The sequence below is a fragment of the Citrobacter sp. SX206 genome, assembly GCF_024181025.1.
GTDB lineage: Bacteria > Pseudomonadota > Gammaproteobacteria > Enterobacterales > Enterobacteriaceae > Citrobacter > Citrobacter youngae.
In genome coordinates this window covers 501,340-527,068 of the sequence record NZ_CP049738.1, presented here as the reverse complement: position 1 = coordinate 527,068, position 25,729 = coordinate 501,340, and the positions used below count along the sequence as shown (strand labels likewise).

At 52.3% G+C, this 25,729-nt stretch carries 29 protein-coding genes; 12 read left to right on the top strand and 17 right to left on the bottom strand.

Translation table 11 applies throughout. From position 1 onward, the window contains the following. Nucleotides 1-4: 4 nt before the first annotated feature. Entirely contained in the window at nucleotides 5-898 is an 894-nt protein-coding gene (locus G8S19_RS02580) for a LysR family transcriptional regulator (RefSeq protein WP_061068684.1), read from the bottom strand. A 148-nt stretch (nucleotides 899-1,046) separates the two neighbouring features. Between G8S19_RS02580 and iadA the strand changes: the two genes are divergently transcribed. Both iadA and dcuC read left to right on the top strand, forming a co-directional pair. Continuing rightward, nucleotides 1,047-2,180, top strand: coding sequence for a beta-aspartyl-peptidase (gene iadA / locus G8S19_RS02575; RefSeq protein ID WP_101741909.1), 1,134 nt, complete (start codon nucleotides 1,047-1,049; stop codon nucleotides 2,178-2,180). Nucleotides 2,181-2,190: 10 nt separating this feature from the next. Next, entirely contained in the window at nucleotides 2,191-3,657 is a 1,467-nt protein-coding gene (gene dcuC, locus G8S19_RS02570; protein ID WP_253686024.1) for a C4-dicarboxylate transporter DcuC, read from the top strand. 50 nt (nucleotides 3,658-3,707) lie between these two features. Here dcuC and glmM read toward each other — a convergent pair whose 3' ends face one another. The 4 genes from glmM to rlmE all read right to left on the bottom strand — a co-directional run bounded on the left by glmM (nucleotide 3,708) and on the right by rlmE (nucleotide 8,764). Continuing rightward, complete coding sequence (gene glmM, locus G8S19_RS02565) at nucleotides 3,708-5,045, bottom strand: phosphoglucosamine mutase (RefSeq protein ID WP_124022166.1); 1,338 nt, start codon at nucleotides 5,043-5,045, stop codon at nucleotides 3,708-3,710. Then, a complete protein-coding gene (folP, locus tag G8S19_RS02560) occupies nucleotides 5,038-5,886 on the bottom strand; it encodes a dihydropteroate synthase (RefSeq protein WP_048213410.1) in 849 nt (282 codons plus the stop codon). Before folP ends, glmM begins: the two co-directional genes overlap by 8 nt. A 217-nt stretch (nucleotides 5,887-6,103) precedes the next feature. Continuing rightward, nucleotides 6,104-8,035, bottom strand: coding sequence for an ATP-dependent zinc metalloprotease FtsH (gene ftsH, locus G8S19_RS02555; protein WP_048213411.1), 1,932 nt, complete (start codon nucleotides 8,033-8,035; stop codon nucleotides 6,104-6,106). 99 nt (nucleotides 8,036-8,134) lie between these two features. Further along, nucleotides 8,135-8,764 (bottom strand): 23S rRNA (uridine(2552)-2'-O)-methyltransferase RlmE, encoded by a 630-nt coding sequence (gene rlmE / locus G8S19_RS02550; RefSeq protein WP_004106110.1) that lies wholly within the window; start codon nucleotides 8,762-8,764, stop codon nucleotides 8,135-8,137. A 125-nt stretch (nucleotides 8,765-8,889) separates the two neighbouring features. Between rlmE and yhbY the strand changes: the two genes are divergently transcribed. Then, nucleotides 8,890-9,183, top strand: a complete 294-nt coding sequence (gene yhbY / locus G8S19_RS02545; protein WP_003025016.1) for a ribosome assembly RNA-binding protein YhbY — start codon at nucleotides 8,890-8,892, stop codon at nucleotides 9,181-9,183. Nucleotides 9,184-9,338: 155 nt separating this feature from the next. On the opposite strand, the gene greA is transcribed toward yhbY, so the two are convergent. Next, the gene (greA, locus tag G8S19_RS02540; RefSeq protein ID WP_003025019.1) at nucleotides 9,339-9,815 is read right to left on the bottom strand and encodes a transcription elongation factor GreA; all 477 of its coding nucleotides are present in this window, start codon (nucleotides 9,813-9,815) and stop codon (nucleotides 9,339-9,341) included. 248 nt (nucleotides 9,816-10,063) lie between these two features. Here greA and dacB point away from each other — a divergent pair, with 248 nt between their 5' ends. Then, on the top strand, nucleotides 10,064-11,497 hold the full coding sequence (gene dacB, locus G8S19_RS02535; RefSeq protein ID WP_253686022.1) for a serine-type D-Ala-D-Ala carboxypeptidase: 1,434 nt from the start codon (nucleotides 10,064-10,066) through the stop codon (nucleotides 11,495-11,497). Nucleotides 11,498-11,595: 98 nt separating this feature from the next. Here dacB and cgtA read toward each other — a convergent pair whose 3' ends face one another. The 4 genes from cgtA to rplU form a co-directional block, all read right to left on the bottom strand. Continuing rightward, complete coding sequence (gene cgtA / locus G8S19_RS02530) at nucleotides 11,596-12,768, bottom strand: Obg family GTPase CgtA (RefSeq protein ID WP_003828732.1); 1,173 nt, start codon at nucleotides 12,766-12,768, stop codon at nucleotides 11,596-11,598. A 15-nt stretch (nucleotides 12,769-12,783) separates the two neighbouring features. After that, nucleotides 12,784-13,749: a DMT family transporter gene (locus G8S19_RS02525; RefSeq protein WP_048213413.1), complete on the bottom strand. Its 966-nt coding sequence runs from the start codon at nucleotides 13,747-13,749 to the stop codon at nucleotides 12,784-12,786. A 126-nt stretch (nucleotides 13,750-13,875) separates the two neighbouring features. Then, nucleotides 13,876-14,133 (bottom strand): 50S ribosomal protein L27, encoded by a 258-nt coding sequence (gene rpmA / locus G8S19_RS02520; protein ID WP_003025030.1) that lies wholly within the window; start codon nucleotides 14,131-14,133, stop codon nucleotides 13,876-13,878. Between the two features lie 19 nt (nucleotides 14,134-14,152). Next, a complete protein-coding gene (gene rplU / locus G8S19_RS02515; RefSeq protein ID WP_003025032.1) occupies nucleotides 14,153-14,464 on the bottom strand; it encodes a 50S ribosomal protein L21 in 312 nt (103 codons plus the stop codon). A 258-nt stretch (nucleotides 14,465-14,722) separates the two neighbouring features. On the opposite strand from rplU, the gene ispB reads away from it, so the two are divergent. After that, nucleotides 14,723-15,694, top strand: coding sequence for an octaprenyl diphosphate synthase (ispB, locus tag G8S19_RS02510; RefSeq protein WP_048213414.1), 972 nt, complete (start codon nucleotides 14,723-14,725; stop codon nucleotides 15,692-15,694). A gap of 222 nt (nucleotides 15,695-15,916) precedes the next feature. Then, nucleotides 15,917-16,201 carry a DNA-binding transcriptional regulator SfsB gene (gene sfsB, locus G8S19_RS02505; RefSeq protein ID WP_048213415.1) on the top strand — a complete coding sequence of 95 codons (285 nt, stop codon included), beginning with the start codon at nucleotides 15,917-15,919 and terminating at the stop codon, nucleotides 16,199-16,201. Between the two features lie 57 nt (nucleotides 16,202-16,258). Here the strand turns inward: sfsB and murA are convergent, their stop codons facing one another. The 7 genes from murA to mlaF all read right to left on the bottom strand — a co-directional run bounded on the left by murA (nucleotide 16,259) and on the right by mlaF (nucleotide 21,107). Next, nucleotides 16,259-17,518, bottom strand: a complete 1,260-nt coding sequence (gene murA, locus G8S19_RS02500; RefSeq protein ID WP_048213416.1) for a UDP-N-acetylglucosamine 1-carboxyvinyltransferase — start codon at nucleotides 17,516-17,518, stop codon at nucleotides 16,259-16,261. A gap of 53 nt (nucleotides 17,519-17,571) precedes the next feature. After that, on the bottom strand, nucleotides 17,572-17,826 hold the full coding sequence (gene ibaG / locus G8S19_RS02495) for a BolA family iron metabolism protein IbaG (protein ID WP_005121314.1): 255 nt from the start codon (nucleotides 17,824-17,826) through the stop codon (nucleotides 17,572-17,574). Nucleotides 17,827-17,995: 169 nt separating this feature from the next. Next, nucleotides 17,996-18,289, bottom strand: coding sequence for a lipid asymmetry maintenance protein MlaB (mlaB, locus tag G8S19_RS02490; protein ID WP_101741914.1), 294 nt, complete (start codon nucleotides 18,287-18,289; stop codon nucleotides 17,996-17,998). Beyond that, nucleotides 18,289-18,924 carry a phospholipid-binding protein MlaC gene (gene mlaC, locus G8S19_RS02485; RefSeq protein WP_253686020.1) on the bottom strand — a complete coding sequence of 212 codons (636 nt, stop codon included), beginning with the start codon at nucleotides 18,922-18,924 and terminating at the stop codon, nucleotides 18,289-18,291. Before mlaC ends, mlaB begins: the two co-directional genes overlap by 1 nt. A gap of 18 nt (nucleotides 18,925-18,942) precedes the next feature. Further along, nucleotides 18,943-19,500 (bottom strand): outer membrane lipid asymmetry maintenance protein MlaD, encoded by a 558-nt coding sequence (mlaD, locus tag G8S19_RS02480; protein WP_048213507.1) that lies wholly within the window; start codon nucleotides 19,498-19,500, stop codon nucleotides 18,943-18,945. Nucleotides 19,501-19,504: 4 nt separating this feature from the next. Further along, nucleotides 19,505-20,287, bottom strand: a complete 783-nt coding sequence (gene mlaE / locus G8S19_RS02475) for a lipid asymmetry maintenance ABC transporter permease subunit MlaE (RefSeq protein WP_048213419.1) — start codon at nucleotides 20,285-20,287, stop codon at nucleotides 19,505-19,507. A gap of 7 nt (nucleotides 20,288-20,294) precedes the next feature. Further along, a complete protein-coding gene (gene mlaF, locus G8S19_RS02470; protein WP_048213420.1) occupies nucleotides 20,295-21,107 on the bottom strand; it encodes a phospholipid ABC transporter ATP-binding protein MlaF in 813 nt (270 codons plus the stop codon). 214 nt (nucleotides 21,108-21,321) lie between these two features. Here mlaF and G8S19_RS02465 point away from each other — a divergent pair, with 214 nt between their 5' ends. From G8S19_RS02465 to lptB, 6 genes are read left to right on the top strand one after another with little or no spacing between them, the layout of a single operon-like run. Further along, nucleotides 21,322-22,299 carry a calcium/sodium antiporter gene (locus G8S19_RS02465; protein ID WP_048213421.1) on the top strand — a complete coding sequence of 326 codons (978 nt, stop codon included), beginning with the start codon at nucleotides 21,322-21,324 and terminating at the stop codon, nucleotides 22,297-22,299. A gap of 13 nt (nucleotides 22,300-22,312) precedes the next feature. Continuing rightward, entirely contained in the window at nucleotides 22,313-23,299 is a 987-nt protein-coding gene (gene kdsD / locus G8S19_RS02460; RefSeq protein ID WP_048213422.1) for an arabinose-5-phosphate isomerase KdsD, read from the top strand. A 20-nt stretch (nucleotides 23,300-23,319) separates the two neighbouring features. Further along, entirely contained in the window at nucleotides 23,320-23,886 is a 567-nt protein-coding gene (kdsC, locus tag G8S19_RS02455) for a 3-deoxy-manno-octulosonate-8-phosphatase KdsC (protein WP_005121322.1), read from the top strand. Beyond that, complete coding sequence (lptC, locus tag G8S19_RS02450) at nucleotides 23,883-24,458, top strand: LPS export ABC transporter periplasmic protein LptC (RefSeq protein WP_048213423.1); 576 nt, start codon at nucleotides 23,883-23,885, stop codon at nucleotides 24,456-24,458. The genes kdsC and lptC overlap by 4 nt, the downstream gene beginning before the upstream one ends. Then, nucleotides 24,427-24,981, top strand: coding sequence for a lipopolysaccharide ABC transporter substrate-binding protein LptA (lptA, locus tag G8S19_RS02445; RefSeq protein ID WP_048213424.1), 555 nt, complete (start codon nucleotides 24,427-24,429; stop codon nucleotides 24,979-24,981). Before lptC ends, lptA begins: the two co-directional genes overlap by 32 nt. Before the next feature lie 6 nt (nucleotides 24,982-24,987). Next, complete coding sequence (gene lptB, locus G8S19_RS02440) at nucleotides 24,988-25,713, top strand: LPS export ABC transporter ATP-binding protein (RefSeq protein ID WP_048213425.1); 726 nt, start codon at nucleotides 24,988-24,990, stop codon at nucleotides 25,711-25,713. The last annotated feature ends 16 nt before the right edge of the window (nucleotides 25,714-25,729 follow it).

Genomic DNA, 25,729 nt, shown 5'->3' with positions numbered 1-25,729 from the left:
TCAATCAAAAACGCAGCAACTTATCCCAGCATCGCTGCATTACTGACCGCTGATCGTCAAGGTTTGCCCAAACAACAATTGGGATCTCACAAACCAGATCCGAATTTTCTGGCCAACACTGAATGATCTCCTGATTCACCAGCTCCTCAGCCACCATTGATTCAGGTAACCATGCCATTCCCATATGGCGCAGTACCATTTCTCGTATTGTTTCGCTTAGCCCAGTCTCAAACACTTTTTTCAACCGTGGGCGCACTCGTTGTTCTGCCGGATCAATAATACGTCTGACAAAGGTATAGTCGCTGTAGCATAGCCAGGGGATCGCGGTATGCGGATCATCCAGTTTGTCCGCGAGTTGCGCAGAAACCACCGGGATAAAACGCTCATATCGCCATAAAGAACGTTTCAGCCCTCCGGCAATCTCCAGCCCCGGTTGTGAAGAGGGTAAATCGTACGTCACCAGCATATCAATTTGCCGGTTTATCAGGGCATTAAAGTGATTATCAATCCCCTGGATGCTGGCATTTACCGTGAAGTTTAATTGCGGTTCACTTTGGCGCAAATAGTTGATCATATCCGGCAAGATATTCACCGACAGCGTATGCAGGCTAACCATTACCAGCGTATTGTCCGTTGCTGGCATCATCGCCGACAGCTCGTGGCGCGCCTCTGTTAACGTGCTGAGGACGTGCCTGGCATAAGGTTCAAAGCGTTCGCCATAACAGGTTAGTGTAACGGGCGTCGTGGTGCGGTCAAACAGCGGGACCCCCAACATCTCCTCCAGAGCCTTTATACGTCGGCTTAGCGCGGGTTGGGTGATATGCCGCTGTATCGCTGCCTGGGAGTAATTCCCATACTGGCTCAACGCCAGAAAATCTTCTAACCACTTCGAATCCACGTCTCATTCCCCATCATGCCATAACCGTATCCACCGATGACAAATCGGCAATAGTCACAGTTATAGTAATGGCTTTAATGTGGGCATCATAACAACAATATTCTGTTTCACCTGCCGACTCTCACCCTCGACGTTTGACAGGACCGATATGTTTACTTTACTGACCAATGCCCGCGTTTTTTCTCCGGAGGATTTAGGCCTCTGTTCCCTGCTCATACATGCCGATCGCATTGTGGCTGTTGAAAAAGATATTGCACTCTTTGATGGTGTCAAAGAGGTCATCGATTGCCGCGGTAAGTGGGTAATTCCCGGAATTATCGATCAGCATGTTCATCTTACCGGCGGCGGCGGTGAAGCCGGCTTTGCCAGCCGGACGCCAGCCGTCAAGCTGCGCGATCTGATTCAGGCCGGTATTACGACGGTCGTCGGCGTGCTGGGTACTGATGCGATATCCCGCTCCCCGAAAGATCTTTACGCCAAAATGCAGTCCCTCAATCTGGAAGGCCTGCGTGCGTATATGCATACCGGAGCCTACGCGGTACCCAGCCCGACAATTACACGATCCATTCGCGATGATATGGCATTTATCCCGGCAATCCTGGGTGTCAAAATCGCCCTCGCCGACCACCGTGGCTCTTACCCCTCTTTCCAGGAATTATTGAGGATAGTCAGTGATATCCGCGTGGCTTCACTGCTGGCCGGAAAAAAAGGGTTGCTGCACGTACACCTGGGCAATCTGCCGGAAGGGATGTCACAGCTGATGGAACTGTGTGATGCCGGTATTCCAATTCATCACATTTCACCGACGCATGTCGCGAGGACAGAAGCATTGTTCGAACAGGCTATCGCTTTCGCACATCGCGGTGGCCATATCGACGTGACGTCTGGCGGCAGTCGATTTATGCCCCAGGAGCAAGCGATTCTCCACGCGCTGGAATCACAGGTTCCGGCCGATCGCATCACCATTAGCTCTGATGGCAATGGCAGCGTGCCGCGCTTTAATGCGCAAGGCATCGTAGAAGGGTTAAGCGCCGCGCCGGTAGCTGGCAACCTCAACCTGCTGCCTCGTCTGATTGATGTCGGTATTCCAGTGTCTCAGGCGATCGCGATGTTGACGGCGAACGTCGCACGCTCACTGGGTATTTCTGGCGGCGTACTTTGCGCAGGAGAACGTGCTGATATTTGCGTGCTCAATGACGACCTCTCACTGGCCCACCTGTTTGCCGCTGGAAAGCCGCTACTGCGTGATGGTGAGTGTCTGGTTACCGGCAACTTCGAGTAAGGGGGCGAGAATGTCATTATTACTGGCGCTACTCGCCATCATTTTTGCCGGACGTCTGATCCTGAAAAAGTACCACCCTCAGTCGGTGTTGCTCTTAACCGGGATCGTACTACTGCTTGTCGCGCATTTTAGCGGGATGACCACGCTCAGTAGTCTGGTAAAAAAGAGCACCGGATTTGGCCCCTTTGACGCCTTTGAGTTTATTCGCGACACCCTGAGCGTGCGTCTCGGCGGTCTCGGGCTACAAATCATGCTGATAGGTGGCTTTGCCACCTATATGTCGGCCATTGGCGCAAGTCAGGTGCTGGTGCGCGTCACATCCCGCCCCTTGCAACGTCTGAACTCCCCTTACCTGCTGCTAGGGCTGGCCTTGCTGCTGGGCCAATTTCTGTCGCTATTTATCAGTAGCGCCACCGGACTGGGTCTGCTATTGATGGCAACGCTTTACCCCCTGCTGACCCGTCTTGGCTGCAGCCGCGCCGCCGTTGCTGCAGTTATCGCCAGTACCTGTGCCGTTGAATTTGGCCCGGGTTCCGGGAACTCAGTTCTCGCCGCTAAAACGGCGGGTATCGAGGGAGTTAACTATTTTGTTCAGGATCAGTTACCGATCGTTGTCCCCGTTATTCTGTTCATCGCCCTGCTGCATATTGTTGTACAACGCTTTTTCGATCGCCGGGAGAGCGATGACAATACCGCGCAGCAAATGCAGACATTAACCTCAACCGAAGAAGCTGAAGCGCCGGTTGCCTGGCTATTCCTGCCGATGTTACCGCTGGTGTTGATGCTGGTGTGCAGTGATTTAGTATTCAGCTCACTCAAAATTACGCTCGATACCGCCGTACTGATAAGCCTGGCCATTACCCTGATTTGCGAATATTGCCGCCATCGTAAAGCTCGCGACGTGATGGCTGGCGTACAAAAAGTCTTCGACAGCATGGGCAGTGTGTTTGCCACGGTAGTCACGCTGATTATCGCCGGTGAAGTCTTCTCCGCCGGTCTGAAAGCGATTGGTGCGGTTGATGCGCTGCTGTCACTCTCAGGAGAATTTGGCCTCAGCGCAGCTTCCATAATCTTGCTGATGACGCTAATCACCTTTGCGATTTCAGCGTTGATGGGCTCCGGAAATGCAGCATTTTTCTCCTTCGCCCCGATGGTGCCGGATATCAGCCGCCATATCGGCAGCGACGTGGCGGTTATGATGCTACCGATTCAGATCTCAGCGGGCATTGGACGGACATTGTCGCCTATTGCCGGCGTGATTATCGCCATCGCCGGGATCGCAGGTGTATCACCGGTGGATATCGTTAAACGCACCGCAATTCCGATGCTGGGAGGATGGCTGCTGATGATTGCGCTGACATTCGCCCGATCCGGGCACTTGTTGGCGGTTCTCCCGTGGCTGAGCGTCCTCGTGCTATTGATGGTCGGTGGCTACTTCTGGCAGCGCCGACGTAAACAGCCGCTGGCAGTACAGTAAAAAAAAGCCGGAGTCTCTCAGACTCCGGCTCTTACACTTTACGGAAAGGGTTAAACGGCTTTCACTGCATCCGCAATGCGGTGCGCAAACTCCGTAACCTGTGCTTCGTCTTCACCTTCAACCATCACACGGATTAATGGCTCAGTGCCCGACTTACGCAACAGTACGCGTCCACGGTTACCCAGTGCCGCTTCAACCTCTGCCATCACCGCTTTCACGCTTTCATGTTCCAGCGGATCGCCGCTACCTGCGGTGTAACGTACGTTAACCAGCAGCTGTGGGAACATTTTCATACCGCTGCACAGGTCGTGCAAACTCATATGGTTGCGCACCATCGCCGCAAGCACCTGCAGGCCCGCCACGATGCCGTCACCGGTAGTGGTTTTGTCCAGCAGGATCACATGACCAGAGTTTTCGGCACCGATACGCCAGCCTTTTTCCTGCATTTTTTCCAGCACATAGCGGTCGCCAACTTTCGCACGGGCAAACGGAATACCCAGCTGTTTCAGCGCCAGCTCGAGGCCCATGTTGCTCATCAGTGTACCTACCGCACCACCACGCAGCTGTCCCTGACGCAGAGCTTCACGGGCGATGATGTACATGATCTGATCGCCATCGACCTTATTACCTTCATGGTCAACCATAATGATGCGGTCGCCATCGCCGTCCAGCGCAATACCCAGATCGGCTTTTTCCGCGATTACGCGCGCCTGCAGCGCACGAACATCGGTCGCGCCGACTTCTTCATTGATGTTCACGCCGTTCGGTTCACAGCCAATCGCAATGACGTTAGCACCCAGCTCGCGCAGTACATTTGGCGCAATGTGGTACGTTGCACCGTTAGCGCAGTCCACCACAATTTTAAGCTCGTTCAGGCTCAGTTCATTCGGGAATGTGCCTTTGCAGAACTCAATATAACGACCGGCAGCATCGACAATACGACTGGCTTTACCCAGTTCGGCCGAATCCACGCAGGTGATTGCTTTTTCCATCTCCGCTTCAATTGCTTCTTCAACTGCATCCGGCAGTTTGGTCCCGTCGATGGAGAAGAATTTAATCCCGTTGTCATAAAATGGGTTGTGAGAAGCGGAGATAACAATCCCGGCTTCAGCACGGAAAGCACGCGTCAGATAAGCAACGGCAGGTGTTGGCATGGGGCCGGTGAAAGAAGCTGACAACCCCGCGGCAGCCAGGCCCGCTTCCAGCGCGGACTCCAGCATATAGCCGGAAATACGCGTATCTTTACCGATAATGATTTTGCGTGAACCATGACGTGCCAGCACTTTTCCTGCCGCCCAGCCCAGCTTGAGCACAAAGTCAGGAGTGATTGGAGCGTCGCCTACACGACCACGAATCCCATCGGTGCCAAAATATTTACGATTACTCATAGCGTTTGTTTTCCTTTGCAGACAATGTGGCTTCCACCACACGCATCGCTTCTACGGTTTCTTTGACGTCATGGACACGAATAATCTGCGCTCCCTGCATTGCGGCAATGACCGCGCATGCAAGGCTGCCGCTCAAACGCTCAGATGGACCCACATTGAGCAATTGGCCAACCATTGATTTTCGTGACATCCCTACCAGCAGCGGCAGATTAAAATGATGAAATTCCGCCAGACGTGCCAGCAATGTGTAGTTGTGAGTAAGATTTTTACCGAATCCGAATCCTGGGTCGAGTAGCAATTTATCTTTTGTGATTCCGGCCCGTTCACAACGTGCTATTTGCTCAACAAAGTAACGATTTACCTCAGCAAATACATCCTCATACTTCGGTGCTTCCTGCATAGTTTTCGGCTGCCCCTGCATATGCATCAGGCAAACCGGCAATCCAGTTTCTGCCGCAGCTTCCAGCGCGCCCGGCTCCGAGAGTGAGCGAATGTCATTAATGATATGTGCGCCCACTCTGGCGCACTCACGAATGACCTCTGGTTTTGAGGTATCTACCGAAATCCACACTTCAAAACGTTGAGCAATTGCCTCCACCACCGGGATCACTCGCTGCAGTTCTTCTTCCACGCTAACATCCGCCGCTCCCGGTCGCGTAGACTCACCACCCACATCAATGATAGTCGCCCCTGCGTTAATCATCAGATTTGCGTGTTTTACCGCCTCAACCAGAGAGTTGTGCGCCCCGCCATCAGAAAAAGAGTCTGGTGTGACGTTTAAAATCCCCATGACGTGGGGATGGCTGAGATCCAGCGAAGATCCCTGAGCAAAGAGTTTCATAGTGTTATCCCTGGTATATACCCAATGAATTTCGAATTGCATCTGCATTAGCTTTCCTCGCTCACCCCAGTCACGTACTGATGTACGCTCCAGGGGATTCCCTGCGTCGCCGCCTTGATGCAATTCGAAATTCATTGGGTATAAGTTGATAAATAAAAAAACCCCGGAGCAAGCCCCAGGGTTTTCAATTAAAACATGGTCATCAGATGACGATAACTTATTTGTCGCCTAACTGCTCTGACATGTTGCCCGGGTTCGGCGTACGCGGCTCTTCAGCCGGACGCGGTGCACTCGGGGTGCCATTGTTGCCAGAGTTGTTAGATGAACCAGACTCTTCCCAACCCGCTGGCGGGCGCACATCGCGGCGAGCCATCAGATCATCAATCTGCGGTGCATCGATGGTCTCATATTTCATGAGCGCATCTTTCATCGAGTGCAGAATGTCCAGGTTATCGTTCAGCAGACGGCGAGCACGGTCATAGTTGCGCTCAATCAGTGATTTCACTTCCTGATCGATAATACGCGCGGTTTCATCGGACATATGTTTTGCTTTCGCAACAGAACGACCGAGGAACACTTCGCCTTCTTCTTCCGCGTACAGCAACGGCCCCAGTTTGTCAGAGAAGCCCCACTGAGTGACCATGTTACGCGCCAGATTCGTCGCGACTTTAATGTCGTTGGACGCACCGGTAGAAACATGTTCAGCACCGTAGATGATCTCTTCCGCCAGGCGACCGCCGTACAGCGTGGAGATCTGACTTTCCAGTTTCTGACGGCTGGCGCTAATTGCGTCGCCTTCAGGCAGGAAGAAGGTGACACCCAGCGCACGACCGCGCGGAATAATCGTCACTTTGTGCACCGGATCGTGCTCCGGCACCAGGCGACCGATGATTGCATGGCCAGCTTCGTGATACGCGGTAGATTCTTTCTGCGCTTCCGTCATCACCATGGAGCGACGTTCCGCACCCATCATGATTTTGTCTTTCGCTTTCTCGAACTCAACCATCGATACAACACGCTTGTTACCACGCGCTGCAAACAGTGCCGCTTCGTTCACCAGGTTCGCAAGATCCGCACCGGAGAAACCAGGCGTACCACGAGCAATGATTGCCGCATCGATATCCGGAGACAGCGGTACGCGACGCATATGCACTTTCAGAATCTGTTCACGACCGCGAACGTCTGGCAGCCCCACCACAACCTGACGGTCAAAACGGCCTGGGCGCAGCAGCGCAGGGTCAAGAACATCCGGACGGTTAGTTGCCGCGATAACGATAATACCTTCGTTACCTTCGAAGCCGTCCATCTCAACCAGCATCTGGTTCAGCGTCTGTTCACGTTCATCGTGACCGCCACCCAGACCAGCGCCACGCTGGCGACCTACGGCGTCGATTTCATCGATGAAGATGATACACGGTGCCGCTTTCTTGGCTTGTTCGAACATGTCACGCACACGAGATGCGCCCACACCAACGAACATTTCCACGAAATCAGAACCGGAAATTGTGAAGAATGGAACCTTCGCTTCACCCGCGATGGCTTTTGCCAGCAGGGTTTTACCTGTACCCGGAGGACCAACCATCAGGACGCCTTTCGGGATCTTACCGCCCAGCTTCTGGAAACGGCTCGGTTCGCGCAGGTATTCAACCAGTTCAGCGACCTCTTCTTTCGCTTCGTCACAACCCGCGACATCAGCAAAAGTGGTTTTGATCTGATCTTCGGTCAACATGCGCGCTTTGCTCTTACCGAACGACATGGCACCTTTGCCACCACCGCCCTGCATTTGACGCATAAAGAAGATCCAGACACCAATCAGCAGCAGCATTGGGAACCAGGAAATGAAGATAGAAGCCAGCAGGCTCGGCTCTTCAGGCGGCTCACCAACAACCTTGACGTTTTTGGTCAGCAGGTTATCAAGCAGCTTCGGATCGTTAACCGGAATGTAGGTCGTGTAACGGTTACTATCTTTCTTGGTAACGTTAATCTCACGTCCGTTGATACGCGCTTCACGAACCTGGTCCTGATTGACCTCTTGCAGGAAGGTAGAGTAATCAACCTTACGGCCATTAGACTCGCTGGGCCCAAAGCTCTGGAATACTGACATCAGCACAACGGCAATGACCAGCCAGAGTATTAGGTTTTTCGCCATGTCACTCAAGGGATTAACCTCATATTACAACTGTGTTAAAAACAGCGTCAGGATACTCTATATCCAGTGTCTTTCAAACTTTCGTTTGAAATCTACCGGTTATGGTTTACGCCCGGTCGCTACAATGTACACTTCACGCGAACGGGCGCGAGAAGAGTCCGGCTTACGAACTTTGACCTTCGTAAACAGGGAGCGAATCTCTCTTAGATACTCATCGAAGCCTTCGCCCTGGAACACCTTCACTACAAAACTACCACCTGGCGCTAATACATCACGAGCCATTCCAAGTGCCAGTTCAACCAGATACATGGCCCGGGGAATATCCACCGCCGGTGTTCCACACATATTTGGCGCCATATCAGACATGACAACTTGTACTTTACTGTCACCTACACGCTCAAGTAACGCTTTCAGGACTAATTCATCACGAAAGTCGCCCTGAAGGAAGTCCACACCAACGATTGGATCCATAGGTAAAAGATCGCAAGCGATAATGCGGCCGCTGTTTCCGATCTGCGTAACCGCATATTGCGACCAGCCACCGGGTGCAGCGCCGAGGTCAACAATCGTCATCCCCGGTTTAAAAATTTTGTCACTTTGCTGTATTTCATCAAGTTTAAACCAGGCACGGGAACGTAACCCCTTTTTCTGTGCCTGTTGAACATATTTATCGCTAAAGTGTTCCTGAAGCCAGCGACTCGAGCTGGCAGAACGCTTTTTACCTGTCATTTCACTTTCCCATCGGGCAGTTCATCGTAACCAATGGTGTAAATATCTACACAGCTATTTGGCGATATATGGGAGATGGCGGTAGAATGACCCGTTTTCAATCCCAACGTAAGCAAAAATATACGATGAATCTGAGTACTAAACAAAAACAGCACCTGAAAGGTCTGGCACATCCGCTCAAGCCTGTAGTTATGCTTGGCAATAATGGTTTGACCGAAGGGGTACTGGCCGAGATTGAACAAGCGTTAGAGCACCATGAGCTTATCAAGGTGAAAATCGCCTCGGAAGATCGCGATACTAAAACCTTGATCGTGGAAGCTATCGTACGCGAAACCGGCGCCTGCAATGTACAGGTCATCGGCAAAACGCTGGTACTGTATCGCCCGACTAAAGAACGTAAAATCTCGCTGCCACGCTAAGAATATCCCAAAGTTGAACACGAAGTTTGTGTAAAACGCGGGAATTTCCGCTAGCAGGAGAGCAAAATGCCACGCTCTCTTCGTTGATAAAAGGCCGCTATGCGGCCTTTTTCCTTTCTTTACAATACATCAACATCTTGAGTATTGGGAAATTCTTACAGGTATTCGACCTTCGTCACTTCATACTCAACTTCGCCGCCCGGCGTTTTGATAACCACCACGTCATCCTGCTCTTTACCAATCAGGCCACGAGCAATAGGTGAGTTCACCGAAATCAGGTTTTGTTTAAAATCGGCCTCATCATCGCCCACAATGCGCCAGGTCTGCTCTTCATCGTTATCAAGATTCAGAACGGTAACCGTCGCACCGAACACAACGCGGCCGTTATTTGGCATTTTAGTGACGTCAATAACCTGCGCGTTAGACAGTTTGGCTTCGATATCTTTAATGCGACCCTCGCAGAATCCCTGCTGTTCACGCGCCGCGTGATACTCCGCGTTCTCTTTCAGGTCACCGTGTTCACGCGCTTCCGCGATCGCGGCAATAATTTCAGGGCGACGCACAGATTTAAGAAAATCCAGTTCTTCGCGCAGTTTTTCAGCACCACGTAAGGTCATCGGGATAGCTTGCATTTGTTATACCTCTTGAACATTCCTGTAGGGGGTGGTTGTCCTCACCCCGGCTGCTAAGCCCACCCTGGCATACGCCATGCCAGAGTCAGAAGCAAAAAAATACCGACCCGGGGCACGAGGTCCCAGGTCAGCTACAATTCTCCATTTGATGTTCATTTTACCCTGGAGTTCCCTATGGGTCATCGTTTACTTTTTGGGGCGTTGCGCCGTAGTATGACGGCCTGTTTCCAGGTTGTTAGCGCGAGATTATGCGATTTTCCAGATTTACCATTGGATTGACTGCCAGTATAGCGTTCAGCGTTCAGGCTGCGAACGTCGACGAGTATATCAATCAACTCCCTGCCGGGGCCAACCTCGCCCTTATGGTACAGAAGGTTGGCGCTCCTGCTCCTGCTATTGATTTTCATAGCCAGCAGATGGCACTCCCCGCCAGTACCCAGAAAGTGATCACCGCGCTGGCGGCATTGATTCAGCTCGGGCCGGACTTTCGTTTTACCACCACGCTTGAGACGAAAGGCAACGTGGAAGGCGGGGTATTAAAAGGTGACTTAGTGGCGCGATTTGGTGCCGATCCGACGCTAAAACGTCAGGATATCCGCAATATGGTGGCAACCCTGAAAAAATCAGGCGTGACGCAAATTGCCGGAAATGTCCTGATCGACACCTCTATTTTCGCCAGTCATGATAAAGCCCCTGGCTGGCCCTGGAACGACATGACGCAGTGTTTTAGCGCACCGCCCGCAGCAGCCATTGTCGATCGTAACTGTTTCTCTGTTTCACTCTACAGCGCGCAAAAACCCAACGATCTCGCCTTTATTCGCGTGGCATCTTATTACCCGGTCACCATGTTCAGCCAGGTGCGTACTCTCGCCCGAGGTTCTGCGGAAGCGCAATATTGTGAACTGGATGTGGTTCCCGGCGATCTCAACCGCTATACGCTGACCGGATGCCTGCCCCAACGAGCCGATCCGCTGCCGCTGGCGTTCGCCATTCAGGACGGAGCCAGCTATGCCGGGGCGATTATCAAAGATGAGCTAAAACAAGCAGGGATCACTTACAGCGGTACTCTGCTGCGCCAGACGCAGGTCAACGAACCGGGAACCGTAGTCGCCAGCAAACAATCAGCACCGTTGCATGATCTGCTTAAGATTATGCTGAAAAAATCAGACAACATGATTGCCGACACCGTTTTTCGCATGATTGGCCATGCGCGATTTAACGTACCGGGCACCTGGCGGGCAGGTTCAGATGCCGTACGTCAGATCCTGCGTCAGCAGGCGGGCATCGATATTGGCAACACGATTATTGCCGACGGCTCTGGCCTCTCTCGCCATAACCTGATTGCCCCCGCCACCATGATGCAGGTGCTGCAATATATCGCTCAACACGATGACGAGCTGAACTTTATCACTATGCTGCCGCTGGCGGGGCACGATGGCTCCCTGCAATACCGTGCAGGCCTGCATCAGGCTGGTGTTGATGGTAAGGTTTCAGCGAAAACAGGCTCACTTCAAGGGGTGTACAACCTCGCGGGGTTCATCACCACCGCCAGCGGGCAACGCATGGCGTTCGTGCAGTATCTGTCTGGCTATGCGGTAGAGCCTGCAGACCAGCGCAACCGACGTATTCCACTGGTGCGCTTCGAGAGTCGGCTGTACAAAGATATATATCAAAATAACTGAGTATGTTTGCCGGATGGCGGCGCAAACGCGCCTTATCCGGCCTACAGCGCGTCCTGGAAACAAAAACCCCGGCAACATGGCCGGGGTTTTTATTGGGATTAACGCTTGTAAATGAACTCAACGCCTTCTTCGTCGTCTTCGTCCCAATCATCATCCCAGTCATCTTCCGCTTCGTCTTCGACTTCAGCGAGCTGCTGGCGGTGATAATCATCCCACATGAACTCAACTTTCTCCGGCTGTTTCGCTTCTTCAGCCTGAACGATTGGGTTCTCAATGATAAAGGTCATTACATCCCAGCAAAGATCCTTCACACCCAGCTGGCTGGCAGCAGAGATCAGGTAATATTTACCTTCCCAGCCCAGCGCTTCAGCGATGGCTTTCGCTTTTTCTTCCGCTTCAGCTTTGTCCATCAAATCAATTTTGTTGAACACTAACCAGCGTGGTTTAGACGCCAGATCCTGACTGTATTTTTCCAGTTCGCCAATAATGATACGGGCGTTTTCTACCGGATCGGAACCGTCAATCGGATCGATATCAATGAGGTGCAGCAACACGCGGCAACGCTCCAGGTGCTTCAGGAAGCGGATACCAAGACCAGCGCCTTCAGCCGCGCCTTCAATCAGACCCGGAATGTCGGCAACCACGAAGCTCTTTTCGTTGTCCATACGCACAACGCCGAGGCTCGGTACCAGCGTGGTGAACGGATAATCCGCCACTTTCGGTTTCGCCGCAGACACTGCACGGATAAACGTCGATTTACCGGCGTTTGGCATACCCAGCATACCCACGTCTGCCAGCAGCATCAGCTCCAGCATCAGGTCACGCTTATCGCCAGGTGTACCCATCGTTTTCTGACGCGGGGTACGGTTGACCGACGATTTAAAACGGGTGTTACCCAGACCGTGCCAGCCGCCTTTAGCGACCATCAGACGCTGACCGTGTTTGGTCATGTCGCCCATAGTTTCGCCCGTGCCCTGATCGATAACACGCGTACCGACAGGCACTTTAATCGTGACATCTTTACCACGCTTACCGGTGCAATCACGGCTCGCGCCATTCTGACCACGTTCCGCACGGAATGATTTTTCAAAACGGTAATCGATCAGCGTGTTCAGGTTTTCGTCGGCTTCCAGCCAGACGTCACCGCCATCACCACCGTCACCACCGTCCGGACCGCCTTTTGGGATGTATTTTTCGCGGCGGAAGCTGACACAACCGTTACCGCCATCGCCTGCAACGACCAGAATCGATGCTTCATCAACAAACTTCATTTTACTCTCCGTAAATCATTCGCCTGAGCGGGGTTGCGAAACCACCGTTTCATGCTTACGTAAACCGCCCCAAATTCGATGACCAATGGCGGAATACATCGCGCCCGCAACCACGATAAACGCACCGAGATAACCTAAAAGGTTTAGCATCGGTCTGGCGAAGAAATCGGGCCAGGCCAGTGATAATAAATCTGAAAATAACAACGTAAACAGCGGCGTGAGCGTAATTATGGCGCTCACCTGCGCCGCCTGCCAGCGAGCCATTGCTTCCGCAAGGGCACCGTATCCTACCAGCGTATTCAGGCCGCAGAACACGAGGCATGCCAGCTGCCAGTCGCTGAGTTGCGCTATTACACCGGGTTTAGCCAGCGGCAACAACGCTATCGTACATAAAGTGTACAGCAAAAACAGGATCTGCGGTGATGCCAGGCGGCGCAATAACACCTTTTGCGCGACCCCATAACACACCCAAACCGTCGCGGCACCGACACCAAAGATCACACCCCAGGTGTAATCGGTCAGCCGGGTAAAAATTTCGATCAGACTGGTATTAAAAAACAACACCAATCCGCTCAGAAGCATAATAGCGCCAATAATCTGCGTGCCGCGCATCTTCTCCTTCAGGATAAAGACGCTGGCGATCATCATGCCAACCGGTGACAGTTGACCGATAACCTGCGAAGCCGTTGGGCTCAAATATTGCAAGGATGAACTAAACAGAATGAAGTTACCGAACAGCCCACCGGTAGCGATAGCCAGCAGTACCAGCCAACGCGCTTTGCGAAAAATACGCAATGGAGGGAGCTTTTTTTTAACCGCAAGAATAGCGCCAAGGCCAATACTTGCCATTAAAAAACGGTAAAACACCACGGTAGGAGGCTCCATCACCTCCAGCACTTGCTTCATTGCTATTGGCAAGGCCCCCCAACATACTGCCGTTGTGAGTGCTAACAGAATACCAATGCCTGCCTGCTGCTTCATGCCGTATTCCCTGCAAGGGCTCGTTTCCGGGTTGTCACGCGCGACGAGCGTATTTACCGGCCGTCGAATGTAAAAAGCCCCGCAACGTGTTGCGGGGCTTTTATCCGTTACCGGGACGCGAAAAACTTATTCAGCAACGATGCTGATGAATTTACGGTTTTTCGGGCCTTTCACTTCAAATTTCACTTTACCGTCTGCTTTAGCAAACAGAGTGTGGTCTTTGCCGCAACCAACGTTGGAGCCAGCGTGGAATTTAGTACCACGTTGACGAACGATGATGCTACCAGCCAGAACTGTTTCACCGCCGAAGCGTTTTACGCCCAGACGTTTAGCTTCTGAATCGCGACCGTTACGAGTCGAGCCGCCAGCCTTTTTATGTGCCATTTAATCTGCTCCCCTTAACTTAAGCGCTGATGCCAGTGATTTTCACATCAGTGAACCACTGACGATGGCCCTGCTGCTTACGGTAGTGTTTACGACGACGAAACTTAACAATTTTAACTTTCTCGCCACGACCGTGAGCAACGACTTCAGCTTTGATAACGCCGCCATCAACGAAAGGAACGCCGATTTTGACTTCTTCACCGTTTGCGATCATCAGAACTTCAGCGAACTCAACAGATTCGCCAGTTGCGATGTCCAGCTTTTCCAGGCGAACGGTCTGACCTTCGCTTACTCGGTGTTGTTTACCACCACTTTGGAAAACCGCGTACATAAAAAACTCCGCTTCCGCGCACACCTTTTTGATGATTCAGAGTGCGCTATAAATATTCACAATAGGGCGCGAATATTACGCAAAACGCGAGCCTTTGACAAGTGCTACCGTCAATACATGAAGAAAAAAAACACAACGTGTACCGTAACGTTTATCTGCGGCGTTTTTTCAGTACAATCAGCATATATTTCTAACCCTAAACCCGACGTTACCTTCTCAAATAGTGAGGTAATCGGGGCGAGAAGCCCGGCTTTTGCGATGAATTTAGAAAAAATCAATGAGTTAACCGCGCAAGATATGGCGGGGGTCAATGCGACAATCCTTGAACAGCTCAATTCCGACGTCCAGTTGATCAATCAATTGGGGTACTACATCGTGAGCGGCGGCGGAAAACGCATTCGTCCAATGATCGCTGTACTCGCGGCGCGCGCTGTTGGTTATCAGGAAAATGCCCACGTCACGATCGCTGCCTTAATCGAGTTTATCCACACCGCGACCCTGCTTCATGACGATGTAGTGGATGAATCCGATATGCGCCGTGGGAAAGCCACGGCGAATGCAGCCTTTGGTAATGCGGCCAGCGTTCTGGTCGGCGATTTTATCTATACCCGCGCCTTTCAGATGATGACCAGCCTCGGTTCGCTGAAAGTGCTGGAAGTGATGTCTAAAGCGGTCAACGTTATTGCTGAAGGCGAAGTCCTGCAGTTAATGAACGTCAATGACCCGGATATCACCGAAGAAAACTATATGCGTGTTATCTACAGCAAGACGGCTCGTCTGTTTGAAGCCGCGGCCCAATGTTCAGGTATCCTTGCAGGTTGTAGCGATGAGCAAGAGAAAGGCCTGCAGGATTATGGCCGTTACCTTGGCACCGCTTTCCAGCTTATCGACGATTTACTGGATTACAGCGCAGATGGCGAGCAGTTGGGTAAAAACGTCGGGGATGACCTCAACGAAGGTAAACCTACGCTACCGCTACTGCATGCGATGCGTCACGGCACTCCTGAGCAGGCGCAAATGATTCGCCAGGCGATTGAGCAAGGTAATGGTCGCCACCTTCTGGAGCCGGTTCTGGAAGCAATGAACGCTTGCGGATCACTGGAATGGACCCGTCAACGTGCAGAAGAAGAAGCCGATAAAGCCATCGCGGCGCTTCAGGTACTTCCAGATACTCCGTGGAAAGAAGCCCTGATTGGCCTGGCGCATATCGCCGTACAGCGCGACCGTTAATTTCCCTCGTCTCGCTTCCCAGCATCCCGTGCAGCACACGGGATGTTCTTATAAGCTCTCAAAAAATCACAAAAACAATCAAACAACATGTATGACCTTGACATATTCTGAATATGTAAGCACTTTACGAGAACATTTTAGAACATTCGTTCTCGAGGCGTATAGTAACTCCACAGGCTGATTGTGAAACCGTAACTGGTTAACCAAAGGAGATGTGGAACTATGGAAAGCAAATTCATTGACTGGCATCCGGCTGACATCATCGCGGGGCTACGTAAGAAAGGCACGTCAATGGCCGCTGAGTCACGTAAGAATGGCTTGAGTTCATCAACGCTGGCAAATGCGTTAACCCGGCCATGGCCGAAAGGTGAATTGATTATCGCGAGAGCACTGGGAACAGACCCGTGGGTAATTTGGCCGTCACGCTACCATGACACCAGGACGCATGAATTCATCGACAGAACGCGGATGATGAGAGTACGGAAAGAAAAAAAGCGTCTTGAGTAGTGGTGAAACAGCAACCCCCGGATCAACGATCCTGGGGGTTACAACACGCGTAGGCGATTACTCGCCTTTAATGCGCTCTATGTTTGCGCCCAGCGCACGCAATTTATCCTCGATGCGCTCATAGCCGCGATCGATGTGATAAATGCGGTCAACAACCGTTGTGCCTTCAGCGATACATCCCGCTAACACCAAACTTGCTGACGCGCGCAGATCGGTCGCCATTACCTGTGCACCGGAGAGCGTTTCAACGCCGTGACAAATCACAGTATTGCTTTCGATTTCCGCGTGAGCCCCCATACGGCTCAGTTCAGGCACGTGCATAAAGCGGTTCTCAAACACGGTTTCCGTAATGAAGCCTGTCCCTTCGGCCACCAGGTTCAACAGCGTGAACTGGGCCTGCATGTCGGTCGGGAAAGCCGGATGTGGCGCAGTGCGCACATTAACCGCTTTAGGGCGTTTGCCGTGCATGTCGAGGCTAATCCAGTCTTCACCGACTTCGATATCCGCACCGGCATCACGCAGCTTCGCCAGAACAGCATCCAGTGTGTCTGGTTGCGCATTACGGCAGATAATTTTGCCGCGAGAAATCGCCGCCGCCACCAGGAACGTCCCGGTTTCAATACGATCAGGCAGAACGCGATACACCCCGCCGCCGAGGCGTTCAACGCCTTCAATGGTGATACGGTCGGTACCCTGCCCTGTGATCTTCGCACCCAGCGCAATCAGGAAATTCGCGGTATCCACAATTTCCGGCTCACGTGCGGCGTTTTCGATGATGGTCGTGCCTTCGGCAAGCGTTGCCGCGCACATGATAGTGACCGTCGCACCGACGCTTACTTTGTCCATCACGATGTGCGCGCCTTTCAGGCGGCCATCAACGGACGCCTTCACATAGCCTTCTTCCAGCTTGATGGTGGCACCTAACTGCTCCAGACCGGTAATGTGCAGGTCAACCGGGCGCGCGCCGATAGTACAGCCGCCCGGCAGAGAAACCTGACCCTGACCAAAGCGAGCGACCAGTGGCCCCAATGCCCAGATAGACGCACGCATGGTTTTCACCAGATCGTACGGTGCACAGAAGACGTTAACGTCACGCGCATCAATGTGCACAGACCCATTACGCTCTACTTTCGCCCCCAACTGGCTCAGCAGTTTCATGGAGGTATCTACGTCCTTCAGTTTTGGGACGTTTTGAATTTCTACAGGTTCTTCAGCCAGCAGCGCCGCAAACAGGATCGGCAGTGCGGCATTTTTAGCGCCTGAAATTGTGACTTCGCCCTGGAGCTTGGTTGGCCCCTGAACACGGAATTTATCCATTATTCTGTTCTCTGTTAAGAATTCATCTTCGCTACCGGCATATCACCCGTAGCTCAAAAACCGTTAAGTTTGCGATCGCGCGCCCATTCCGCTGGGGTAAACGCTTTAATCGACACAGCATGAATGCGGTTATCCGCAATATACTCCATCAATGGGCCATAGACCGATTGCTGCTTCTTTACCCGGCTCATGCCGTCAAACATCTCACCCACGGCAATAACCTGAAAGTGACTGCCGTCACCAGAAACGTGGACTTCCTGGAGGGAGAGTGCGTTCATCAGCACGCTCTGAATTTCATTATTTTCCATGGGCTCTTCATTCGTCAGATAGTGAAAACAGCCCAACATCTTAGAGCAAAGTGGCGCTGTCATAAATAAGCAAAAAGCCTCGCTGATAAATCAGACAAGGCTTTGGCGGCAGATCCCCTTCAGGGGTTTTGCCGGATGGCGGCACAAGGCCTTATCCGGCCTACAAAAATTAACGCGGAAGGACGTCGTCAGGCAAATTGTAAAGCTGTGCCAGGGTGTAAACCTTATCGTTAACACCGGTAAGCGAAACGCGATTCCCCTGTTGCTTGCCCTGGTCAACCAGATGCAACAGCAATGCCAGACCACCGGTATCAACCCGGGAAACCTGGCTCAGATCGATGCAGGTGACCCCTTTCATCGCCTCAATACGTGCATCCCATAACGGATTTAACACGTCCTGATCCAGCTCTCCCGCGAGCGTCAGCTTGTCACCTTCACGCGTCCAGGTGAGTGACTGCGTCATTATTTCTTCTCTTCCAGGGTGATTTTCTGCTGAGAGATAGATTTCAGCTGCGCGGTCAGGCCATCAATACCTTTCGTGCGCAGCAGGTCGCTCCACTCATTTTGCTTAGTGGTGATCATACTTACGCCTTCGGCGATCATGTCATACGCCTGCCAGTTACCGGTCTGAGAATTTTTACGCCACTGGAAATCCAGACGCACCGGCGGACGTCCGTTTGGATCGATGATGGTTACGCGGATAGGCACAATCGTCGCATCACCCAGCGGCTGTTCCGGCGCGATCTGATAGGTCTGACCGTGGTACATCGCCAGCGCCTGACCGTAAGCCTGCTTCAGATATTCACGGAATGCGGCGAAATAGGCGTCACGCTGAGCGGGAGTGGCATCTTTGTAGTAACGACCCAGTACCAGCGCGCCAGCATATTTAACCTGCACATAAGGCAGCAGTTCCTGATCGACAACCTGACGCAGATAGTCCGGGTTGGAACGAATTTTAGGTTGCTCGTTTTTCAGACGATCGAAAGTTCTCTGCGCCGCCTCATTCATCAGTTTATACGGGTTAGTCTGGTCCGCTGCGGTTGCCACGCTAAGTGGGGCAATGACCAGCATAGCCACCATCATCAATCGTTTAAACATACGTCGATTCTCCTGAGATTATTTCGTTGCGCCCGCAGGCGTAGTGGCTTCATTATTGCCTTCAGTTGCGGCTGGCGCATCGCCAGAATTCTTATTGTCATCACCTTTACTGTTGCTGTTGTAGAGGAATTGACCAATCATATCTTCCAGCACCATCGCAGATTTCGTGTCCTGAATCGTACTGCCATCTTTGAGGATAGACGTTCCCAGCTCAGGATCTTCAAAACCCACGTTTAATGCCAGATACTGCTCACCCAGCAGACCAGAGGTGCGGATGCTCAGCGAGCTGGTGTCCGGGATATGGTTAAAGCGCGATTCGATGTCCAGCGTTACGCGTGGCAGGTAAGTTTTGGGATCTAACGAGATATCCGAAACTCGCCCCACAACAACCCCACCAATCCGCACGGGAGAGCGCTCTCTCAGGCCGCCGATATTATCAAAGGTCGCATAAACCGTGTAGGTTGGTTCAGTACGCATGGAGGTCACATTAGCCGCTTTCAGGCAGACAAATAGCGCCGCCAGCAGCGCAACCAGCAGGAATACCCCAACCCAAATTTCATTTTTTTTCGTTTGCATGAACTCAATTCCCAAACATCAGTGCGGTCAGCACAAAATCCAGCCCCAGAACGGCAAGAGAGGCGTGCACAACGGTGCGTGTCGTAGCCCGGCTAATTCCGGCGGAGGTCGGAATCGCATCATAACCATTGAACAATGCAATCCAGGTGACCGTAATGGCGAACACCACGCTCTTAATCAAACAGTTGACCAGATCCAGACGCCAGTCGACGGCATTTTGCATAGCCGACCAGAAAAAGCCGGCATCAATACCTTTCCAGCTTACGCCAACCAGTGAACCACCCCAGATCCCCACGGCGACAAAAATAATCGTCAGCAGCGGCAATGAAATGACACCCGCCCAAAAACGCGGAGAGACCACTCGACGCAGAGGATCAACCGCCATCATTTCCAGGCTGGAAAGCTGTTCGGTTGCCCGCATCAGGCCGATTTCCGCGGTTAACGCCGATCCGGCTCGCCCGGCGAACAGCAGCGCCGCAACAACCGGCCCCAGTTCTCGCAGCAAGGACAGCGCCACCAGCATACCGAGACTGGTTTCTGCGCTGTAGGTTGTCAGGACCAGGTATCCCTGCAATCCCAGCACCATCCCGATGAACACGCCAGAAACGATAATGATCAGCATCGACAGGACACCGACATTATAGAGCTGGCGGATCAGCAGCGGCGCATGTTTGCGAAACTCCGGCTTGCCGACTACCGCATTGAACAACATTAATCCGGCTCGCCCGAACGTCCTGAGGGTTTTTATTCCCCGATGTCCGAGTGATGCCAGCGCATTTAACAACATGGGTGGCTTAACTCCCTGTTTTGAGTAAATCGGTGTGGTAGTCGCCCGCTGGGTAGCGGAACGGAACCGGCCCATCGGCAATACCATCGAGGAACTGACGCACGCGCGGATCGGCATTTTCTTGTAGTGCCTGAGCACTACCGTAGGCCACTATCTTTTTGTCCGCCATAATATAGGCGTAATCCGCAATACTCAGTACCTCTGGCACATCATGAGAGACCACCACGCAGGTGACGCCCAGCGCGTTGTTCAGTTCTGAAATCAGCTTCACCAGCACACCCATGGTGATAGGATCCTGACCGACGAACGGTTCATCAAACATAATGAGATCTGGCTCCAGCGCAATGGCGCGTGCTAATGCCGCACGTCGCGCCATCCCCCCGGATAATTCAGAAGGCATGAGTTTTGCCGCACCACGCAGGCCGACAGCTTCCAGCTTCATCATCACCGTGCTCTTGAGCAACGCCTTGGGCAGCGTCGTATGCTCACGCAGTGGATAAGCGACGTTGTCAAACACGTTCATGTCGGTAAACAGCGCCCCGGACTGAAACAGCATACTCATGCGCTTACGCACGGTGTACAAACGTGAACGAGACATGGCTGGGACGTTTTCGCCGTCAAACAGGATTTCGCCCTTATCTGGCGGGATCTGCCCGCCAATCAGACGTAACAGCGTCGTTTTGCCGATGCCTGATGGCCCCATGATCGCCGTCACCTTACCGCGCGGCACCGTCAGGGAAATATTATCAAAGATGCAGCGGTCACCTCGGGAAAAGCTGACATCGCGCATATCGACTAGATTCGCCACAGACTGACCCATTGATTCATCCTTTACTATTGCCTCGTTGATCGAAGAGTTGGCGCTCAATTTAGCCCTGAACTCGACATATTTACAGATTATTGCCTGTCCTGGTTAGCGAAAGCTGGCATTTGTTTTACTTTTTAGCCGCATAAAGTCAAAATTAAGAATTCGTTACGGCTTCCAGAAGATCCTTCAAGTGGACCGGCGAGTATACCTGAAGAAAGGACTTTAGATGCTTTTAGCGACGGCACTGTTAATAATTGGTTTACTTCTGGTGGTCTACGGTGCCGACCGTCTGGTATTTGCTGCATCTATTTTATGCCGCACCTTCGGTATCCCCCCCATCATTATTGGAATGACGGTCGTCAGCATCGGCACATCCCTACCTGAGATTATTGTCTCTGTTGCGGCATCAATGAATGGGCAGCTCGATTTAGCCGTCGGTACCGCCATCGGCTCCAACATCACCAATATTCTTCTTATTTTAGGCCTGTCAGCACTCATTCATCCTTTTACCGTGCATTCCGATGTTCTGCGTCGTGAATTACCGTTAATGTTGCTGGTAAGCATTTTGGCCGCGTCCGTTCTGTATGACGGGCAGTTAAGCCGCAGTGATGGCCTCTTTCTTCTGCTTCTGGCCGTGCTATGGCTGCTATTCATTGTTAAAATCGCCCGTCTGGCAGAACGCCAGGGCAATGACAGCCTGACTCGGGAGCAAGTTGCGGAACTGCCTCGCGAAGGCGGATTGCCTGTCGCATTTTTATGGCTGGGGATAGCGCTGATCATTATGCCAATGGCAACGCGTATGGTGGTTGATAACGCCACTGTACTGGCAAATTACTTTGCCATGAGCGAGCTTACTATCGGTTTGACGGTCGTCGCCATTGGTACCAGCCTGCCAGAACTGGCAACCGCCATTGCAGGTTTGCGTAAAGGTGAAAGCGATATTGCCGTCGGTAACATCATCGGCGCTAACATTTTTAATATTGTTATCGTTCTTGGGTTACCTGCACTGATTACACCGGGCGAGGTCAACCCGATGGCCTTCGTCCGGGACTACAGCGTCATGCTGCTGGTGAGCGTTATTTTTGCATTACTCTGCTGGCGACGTCCGCGCCAGATTGGTCGTGGCGCAGGGGCGCTTCTGACCAGCGGTTTTATCATATGGCTGGCGATGCTGTATTGGTTATCGCCACTTCTCGTTGGATAACTGGAAACGCATTATGTCGCACTTAGAGTTGCAACCGGGTTTTGACTTTCAGCAAGCAGGCAAGGAAGTCCTGACAATTGAACGTGAAGGCCTGGCGGAGCTTGATCAGTACATCAACCAGAACTTTACCCTCGCCTGTGAAAAGATTTTCAGTTGCCCGGGCAAAGTCGTGGTGATGGGAATGGGAAAATCAGGGCATATCGGGCGCAAAATGGCCGCTACGTTTGCCAGTACCGGCACGCCCTCATTTTTTGTGCATCCTGGCGAAGCCGCACATGGCGATCTGGGTATGGTGTCACCGCAGGACGTCGTGATTGCCATTTCTAACTCCGGTGAATCTAATGAGATTGCAGCGTTAATTCCGGTGTTAAAACGCCTGCATGTCCCCCTTATCTGCATGACGGGTCGTCCGGAAAGCAGTATGGCGCGTGCAGCAGATGTCCATCTGTGTGTTAAAGTGCCCAAAGAAGCCTGCCCATTAGGTCTGGCACCGACCAGCAGCACGACCGCAACGCTGGTGATGGGCGATGCGCTTGCCGTTGCGTTACTAAAAGCACGCGGCTTCACCGCAGAAGATTTTGCGTTATCTCATCCTGGTGGCGCATTGGGGCGTAAGCTTTTACTGCGCGTTAACGATATTATGCATACGGGAGACGAAATCCCGCATGTGACCAAAAGCGCCAGCCTGCGTGACGCCTTACTGGAGATCACGCGGAAAAACCTCGGCATGACCGTCATTTGCGATGACGCGATGAAGATTGACGGCATCTTTACGGATGGCGATTTACGTCGTGTCTTCGATATGGGCGTTGATGTACGCCAGTTAGGTATTGCGGATGTGATGACCCCTGGGGGCATTCGCGTGCGTCCAGGGATTCTTGCCGTTGATGCCCTGAACTTAATGCAGTCCCGCCATATCACCTCGGTAATGGTTGCTGATGGCGACCAGTTACTGGGTGTGTTACATATGCATGATCTGCTGCGTGCAGGTGTAGTGTAAGAAACTCAAGGATAACGAAAATGAGTAAAGCAGGTGCGTCGCTTGCGACCTGTTATGGACCCGTCAGCACTGACGTCATCACCAGGGCAGAAAACATCCGTCTGCTGATCCTTGATGTGGATGGCGTACTGTCTGATGGTCTGATTTATATGGGCAACAACGGTGAAGAGCTGAAGGCGTTTAACGTCCGCGATGGCTACGGAATTCGCTGCGCGCTCACTTCCGGCATTGAGGTTGCCATTATTACCGGACGAAAGGCTAAACTTGTAGAAGATCGCTGTGCCACATTAGGGATCACACATCTGTATCAGGGGCAGTCGGACAAACTGGTTGCCTTTGGCGATCTGCTTAGCAAACTGGCGATCGCGCCTGAGAATGTGGCGTATGTTGGCGATGATCTGATCGACTGGCCGGTGATGGCAAAAGTGGGATTAAGCGTAGCGGTAGCGGATGCTCATCCGTTGCTGATCCCGCGGGCCGATTACGTCACCCGTATCGACGGGGGACGCGGCGCAGTGCGCGAAGTCTGCGACTTATTACTGCTGGCGCAGGGCAAACTGGATGAGGCCAAAGGGCAATCGATATGAGCAAAACCAGACGTTGGGTTATCATTCTACTGTCGCTGGCTGTCCTTGTGATGATTGGTATTAACCTGGCAGACAAAGACGACACCGCTCAGGTTGTCGTTAATAACAACGAGCCAACCTATAAGAGCGAGCATACCGACACCGTCGTGTACAGCCCTGAGGGCGCGCTGAGCTATCATTTGATCGCGCAACACGTTGAATATTATTCAGATCAAGCAGTTTCGTGGTTCACTCAACCGGTGTTAACCACGTTTGATAAGGACAAAGTACCGACCTGGTCAATCAAGGCCGATAAAGCCAAATTGACCAACGATCGGATGCTGTACCTGTATGGCCATGTTGAGGTTAACGCGCTGGTGCCTGACTCTCAACTACGCAGAATTACTACCGATAACGCGCAGATCAACCTTGTGACGCAAGATGTCACTTCCGATGATCTGGTCACGTTGTATGGAACAACATTTAACTCCAGCGGACTGAAGATGCGCGGCAACTTACGCAGCAAGAACGCCGAGCTGATTGAAAAGGTTAGAACCTCATATGAAATCCAAAACAAACAAACTCAGCCTTAATCTTGTGCTTGCCAGCTCACTTCTGGCCGCCAGCATTCCGGCATTCGCCGTCACTGGCGATACCGAGCAGCCGATCCACATTGAATCGGACCAGCAGTCTCTGGATATGCAGGGCAACGTGGTGACGTTTACCGGCAATGTCATCGTGACTCAGGGCACGATCAAAATTAATGCCGATAAGGTCGTCGTCACGCGTCCGGGCGGTGAAGACGGTAAAGAAGTGATTGACGGTTATGGCAATCCGGCGACCTTTTACCAGATGCAGGACAATGGTAAACCGGTTAAAGGCCGCGCCTCACAGATGCACTATGAGCTGGCAAAAGATTTCGTCGTCCTTACCGGTAAGGCTTATCTGGAACAACTCGATAGCAACATCACGGGCGATAAGATCACCTATCTGGTAAAAGAACAGAAAATGCAGGCCTTCAGTGAGAAAGGCAAACGCGTCACCACCGTTCTGGTTCCGTCGCAATTGCAGGACAAAAACAAGACCAAGGCTCCGGCAGAGAAAAAAGGTAACTGATTCGTTATGGCAACATTAACTGCAAAGAATCTTGCAAAAGCCTACAAAGGCCGTCGTGTGGTGGAAGATGTCAGCCTGACCGTCAACTCCGGGGAGATCGTCGGTCTGCTCGGCCCTAACGGTGCGGGCAAAACAACAACCTTTTACATGGTTGTCGGCATTGTCCCGCGCGATGCGGGCAACATTATCATTGATGACGAAGATATCAGTCTGTTACCCCTGCATGCGCGTGCCCGTCGCGGTATCGGCTACTTACCGCAGGAAGCCTCTATTTTTCGTCGCCTGAGCGTATTTGATAACCTGATGGCGGTACTGCAAATTCGTGACGATCTTTCCAGCGAGCAGCGTGAAGATCGCGCCAATGAGCTGATGGAAGAATTCCATATCGAACATCTGCGTGACAGCCTTGGACAGGCACTCTCCGGTGGGGAACGCCGCCGTGTGGAGATCGCCCGCGCACTGGCCGCTAATCCTAAATTTATCCTGTTGGATGAACCCTTTGCCGGTGTTGACCCAATTTCCGTCATTGATATCAAACGTATTATTGAACACCTGCGCGACAGCGGGCTTGGCGTGCTGATTACCGACCATAACGTGCGCGAAACGCTGGCTGTTTGTGAGCGCGCCTACATTGTGAGCCAGGGACACCTGATTGCACACGGTACGCCGACAGAAATCCTGCAGGACGAGCACGTTAAACGCGTATACCTTGGGGAAGACTTCAGACTCTGATAGGGTAGTAGACTTC

Bases quoted from the DNA above. Each gene is read 5' to 3' on its own strand.
- rpmA (WP_003025030.1), bottom strand. From the start codon at position 14,133: ATGGCACATAAAAAGGCTGGCGGCTCGACTCGTAACGGTCGCGATTCA.
- mlaB (WP_101741914.1), bottom strand. From the start codon at position 18,289: ATGACGCAGTCACTCACCTGGACGCGTGAAGGTGACAAGCTGACGCTC.
- cgtA (WP_003828732.1), bottom strand. From the start codon at position 12,768: ATGAAGTTTGTTGATGAAGCATCGATTCTGGTCGTTGCAGGCGATGGC.
- dcuC (WP_253686024.1), top strand. From the start codon at position 2,191: ATGTCATTATTACTGGCGCTACTCGCCATCATTTTTGCCGGACGTCTG.
- greA (WP_003025019.1), bottom strand. From the start codon at position 9,815: ATGCAAGCTATCCCGATGACCTTACGTGGTGCTGAAAAACTGCGCGAA.
- ispB (WP_048213414.1), top strand. From the start codon at position 14,723: ATGAATTTAGAAAAAATCAATGAGTTAACCGCGCAAGATATGGCGGGG.
- rlmE (WP_004106110.1), bottom strand. From the start codon at position 8,764: ATGACAGGTAAAAAGCGTTCTGCCAGCTCGAGTCGCTGGCTTCAGGAA.
- rplU (WP_003025032.1), bottom strand. From the start codon at position 14,464: ATGTACGCGGTTTTCCAAAGTGGTGGTAAACAACACCGAGTAAGCGAA.
- G8S19_RS02525 (WP_048213413.1), bottom strand. From the start codon at position 13,749: ATGAAGCAGCAGGCAGGCATTGGTATTCTGTTAGCACTCACAACGGCA.
- G8S19_RS02465 (WP_048213421.1), top strand. From the start codon at position 21,322: ATGCTTTTAGCGACGGCACTGTTAATAATTGGTTTACTTCTGGTGGTC.
- mlaF (WP_048213420.1), bottom strand. From the start codon at position 21,107: ATGGGTCAGTCTGTGGCGAATCTAGTCGATATGCGCGATGTCAGCTTT.
- ftsH (WP_048213411.1), bottom strand. From the start codon at position 8,035: ATGGCGAAAAACCTAATACTCTGGCTGGTCATTGCCGTTGTGCTGATG.
- ibaG (WP_005121314.1), bottom strand. From the start codon at position 17,826: ATGGAAAATAATGAAATTCAGAGCGTGCTGATGAACGCACTCTCCCTC.
- mlaD (WP_048213507.1), bottom strand. From the start codon at position 19,500: ATGCAAACGAAAAAAAATGAAATTTGGGTTGGGGTATTCCTGCTGGTT.
- sfsB (WP_048213415.1), top strand. From the start codon at position 15,917: ATGGAAAGCAAATTCATTGACTGGCATCCGGCTGACATCATCGCGGGG.
- yhbY (WP_003025016.1), top strand. From the start codon at position 8,890: ATGAATCTGAGTACTAAACAAAAACAGCACCTGAAAGGTCTGGCACAT.
- kdsD (WP_048213422.1), top strand. From the start codon at position 22,313: ATGTCGCACTTAGAGTTGCAACCGGGTTTTGACTTTCAGCAAGCAGGC.
- lptA (WP_048213424.1), top strand. From the start codon at position 24,427: ATGAAATCCAAAACAAACAAACTCAGCCTTAATCTTGTGCTTGCCAGC.
- mlaE (WP_048213419.1), bottom strand. From the start codon at position 20,287: ATGTTGTTAAATGCGCTGGCATCACTCGGACATCGGGGAATAAAAACC.
- glmM (WP_124022166.1), bottom strand. From the start codon at position 5,045: ATGAGTAATCGTAAATATTTTGGCACCGATGGGATTCGTGGTCGTGTA.
- lptC (WP_048213423.1), top strand. From the start codon at position 23,883: ATGAGCAAAACCAGACGTTGGGTTATCATTCTACTGTCGCTGGCTGTC.
- dacB (WP_253686022.1), top strand. From the start codon at position 10,064: ATGCGATTTTCCAGATTTACCATTGGATTGACTGCCAGTATAGCGTTC.
- folP (WP_048213410.1), bottom strand. From the start codon at position 5,886: ATGAAACTCTTTGCTCAGGGATCTTCGCTGGATCTCAGCCATCCCCAC.
- mlaC (WP_253686020.1), bottom strand. From the start codon at position 18,924: ATGTTTAAACGATTGATGATGGTGGCTATGCTGGTCATTGCCCCACTT.
- murA (WP_048213416.1), bottom strand. From the start codon at position 17,518: ATGGATAAATTCCGTGTTCAGGGGCCAACCAAGCTCCAGGGCGAAGTC.
- iadA (WP_101741909.1), top strand. From the start codon at position 1,047: ATGTTTACTTTACTGACCAATGCCCGCGTTTTTTCTCCGGAGGATTTA.
- lptB (WP_048213425.1), top strand. From the start codon at position 24,988: ATGGCAACATTAACTGCAAAGAATCTTGCAAAAGCCTACAAAGGCCGT.
- kdsC (WP_005121322.1), top strand. From the start codon at position 23,320: ATGAGTAAAGCAGGTGCGTCGCTTGCGACCTGTTATGGACCCGTCAGC.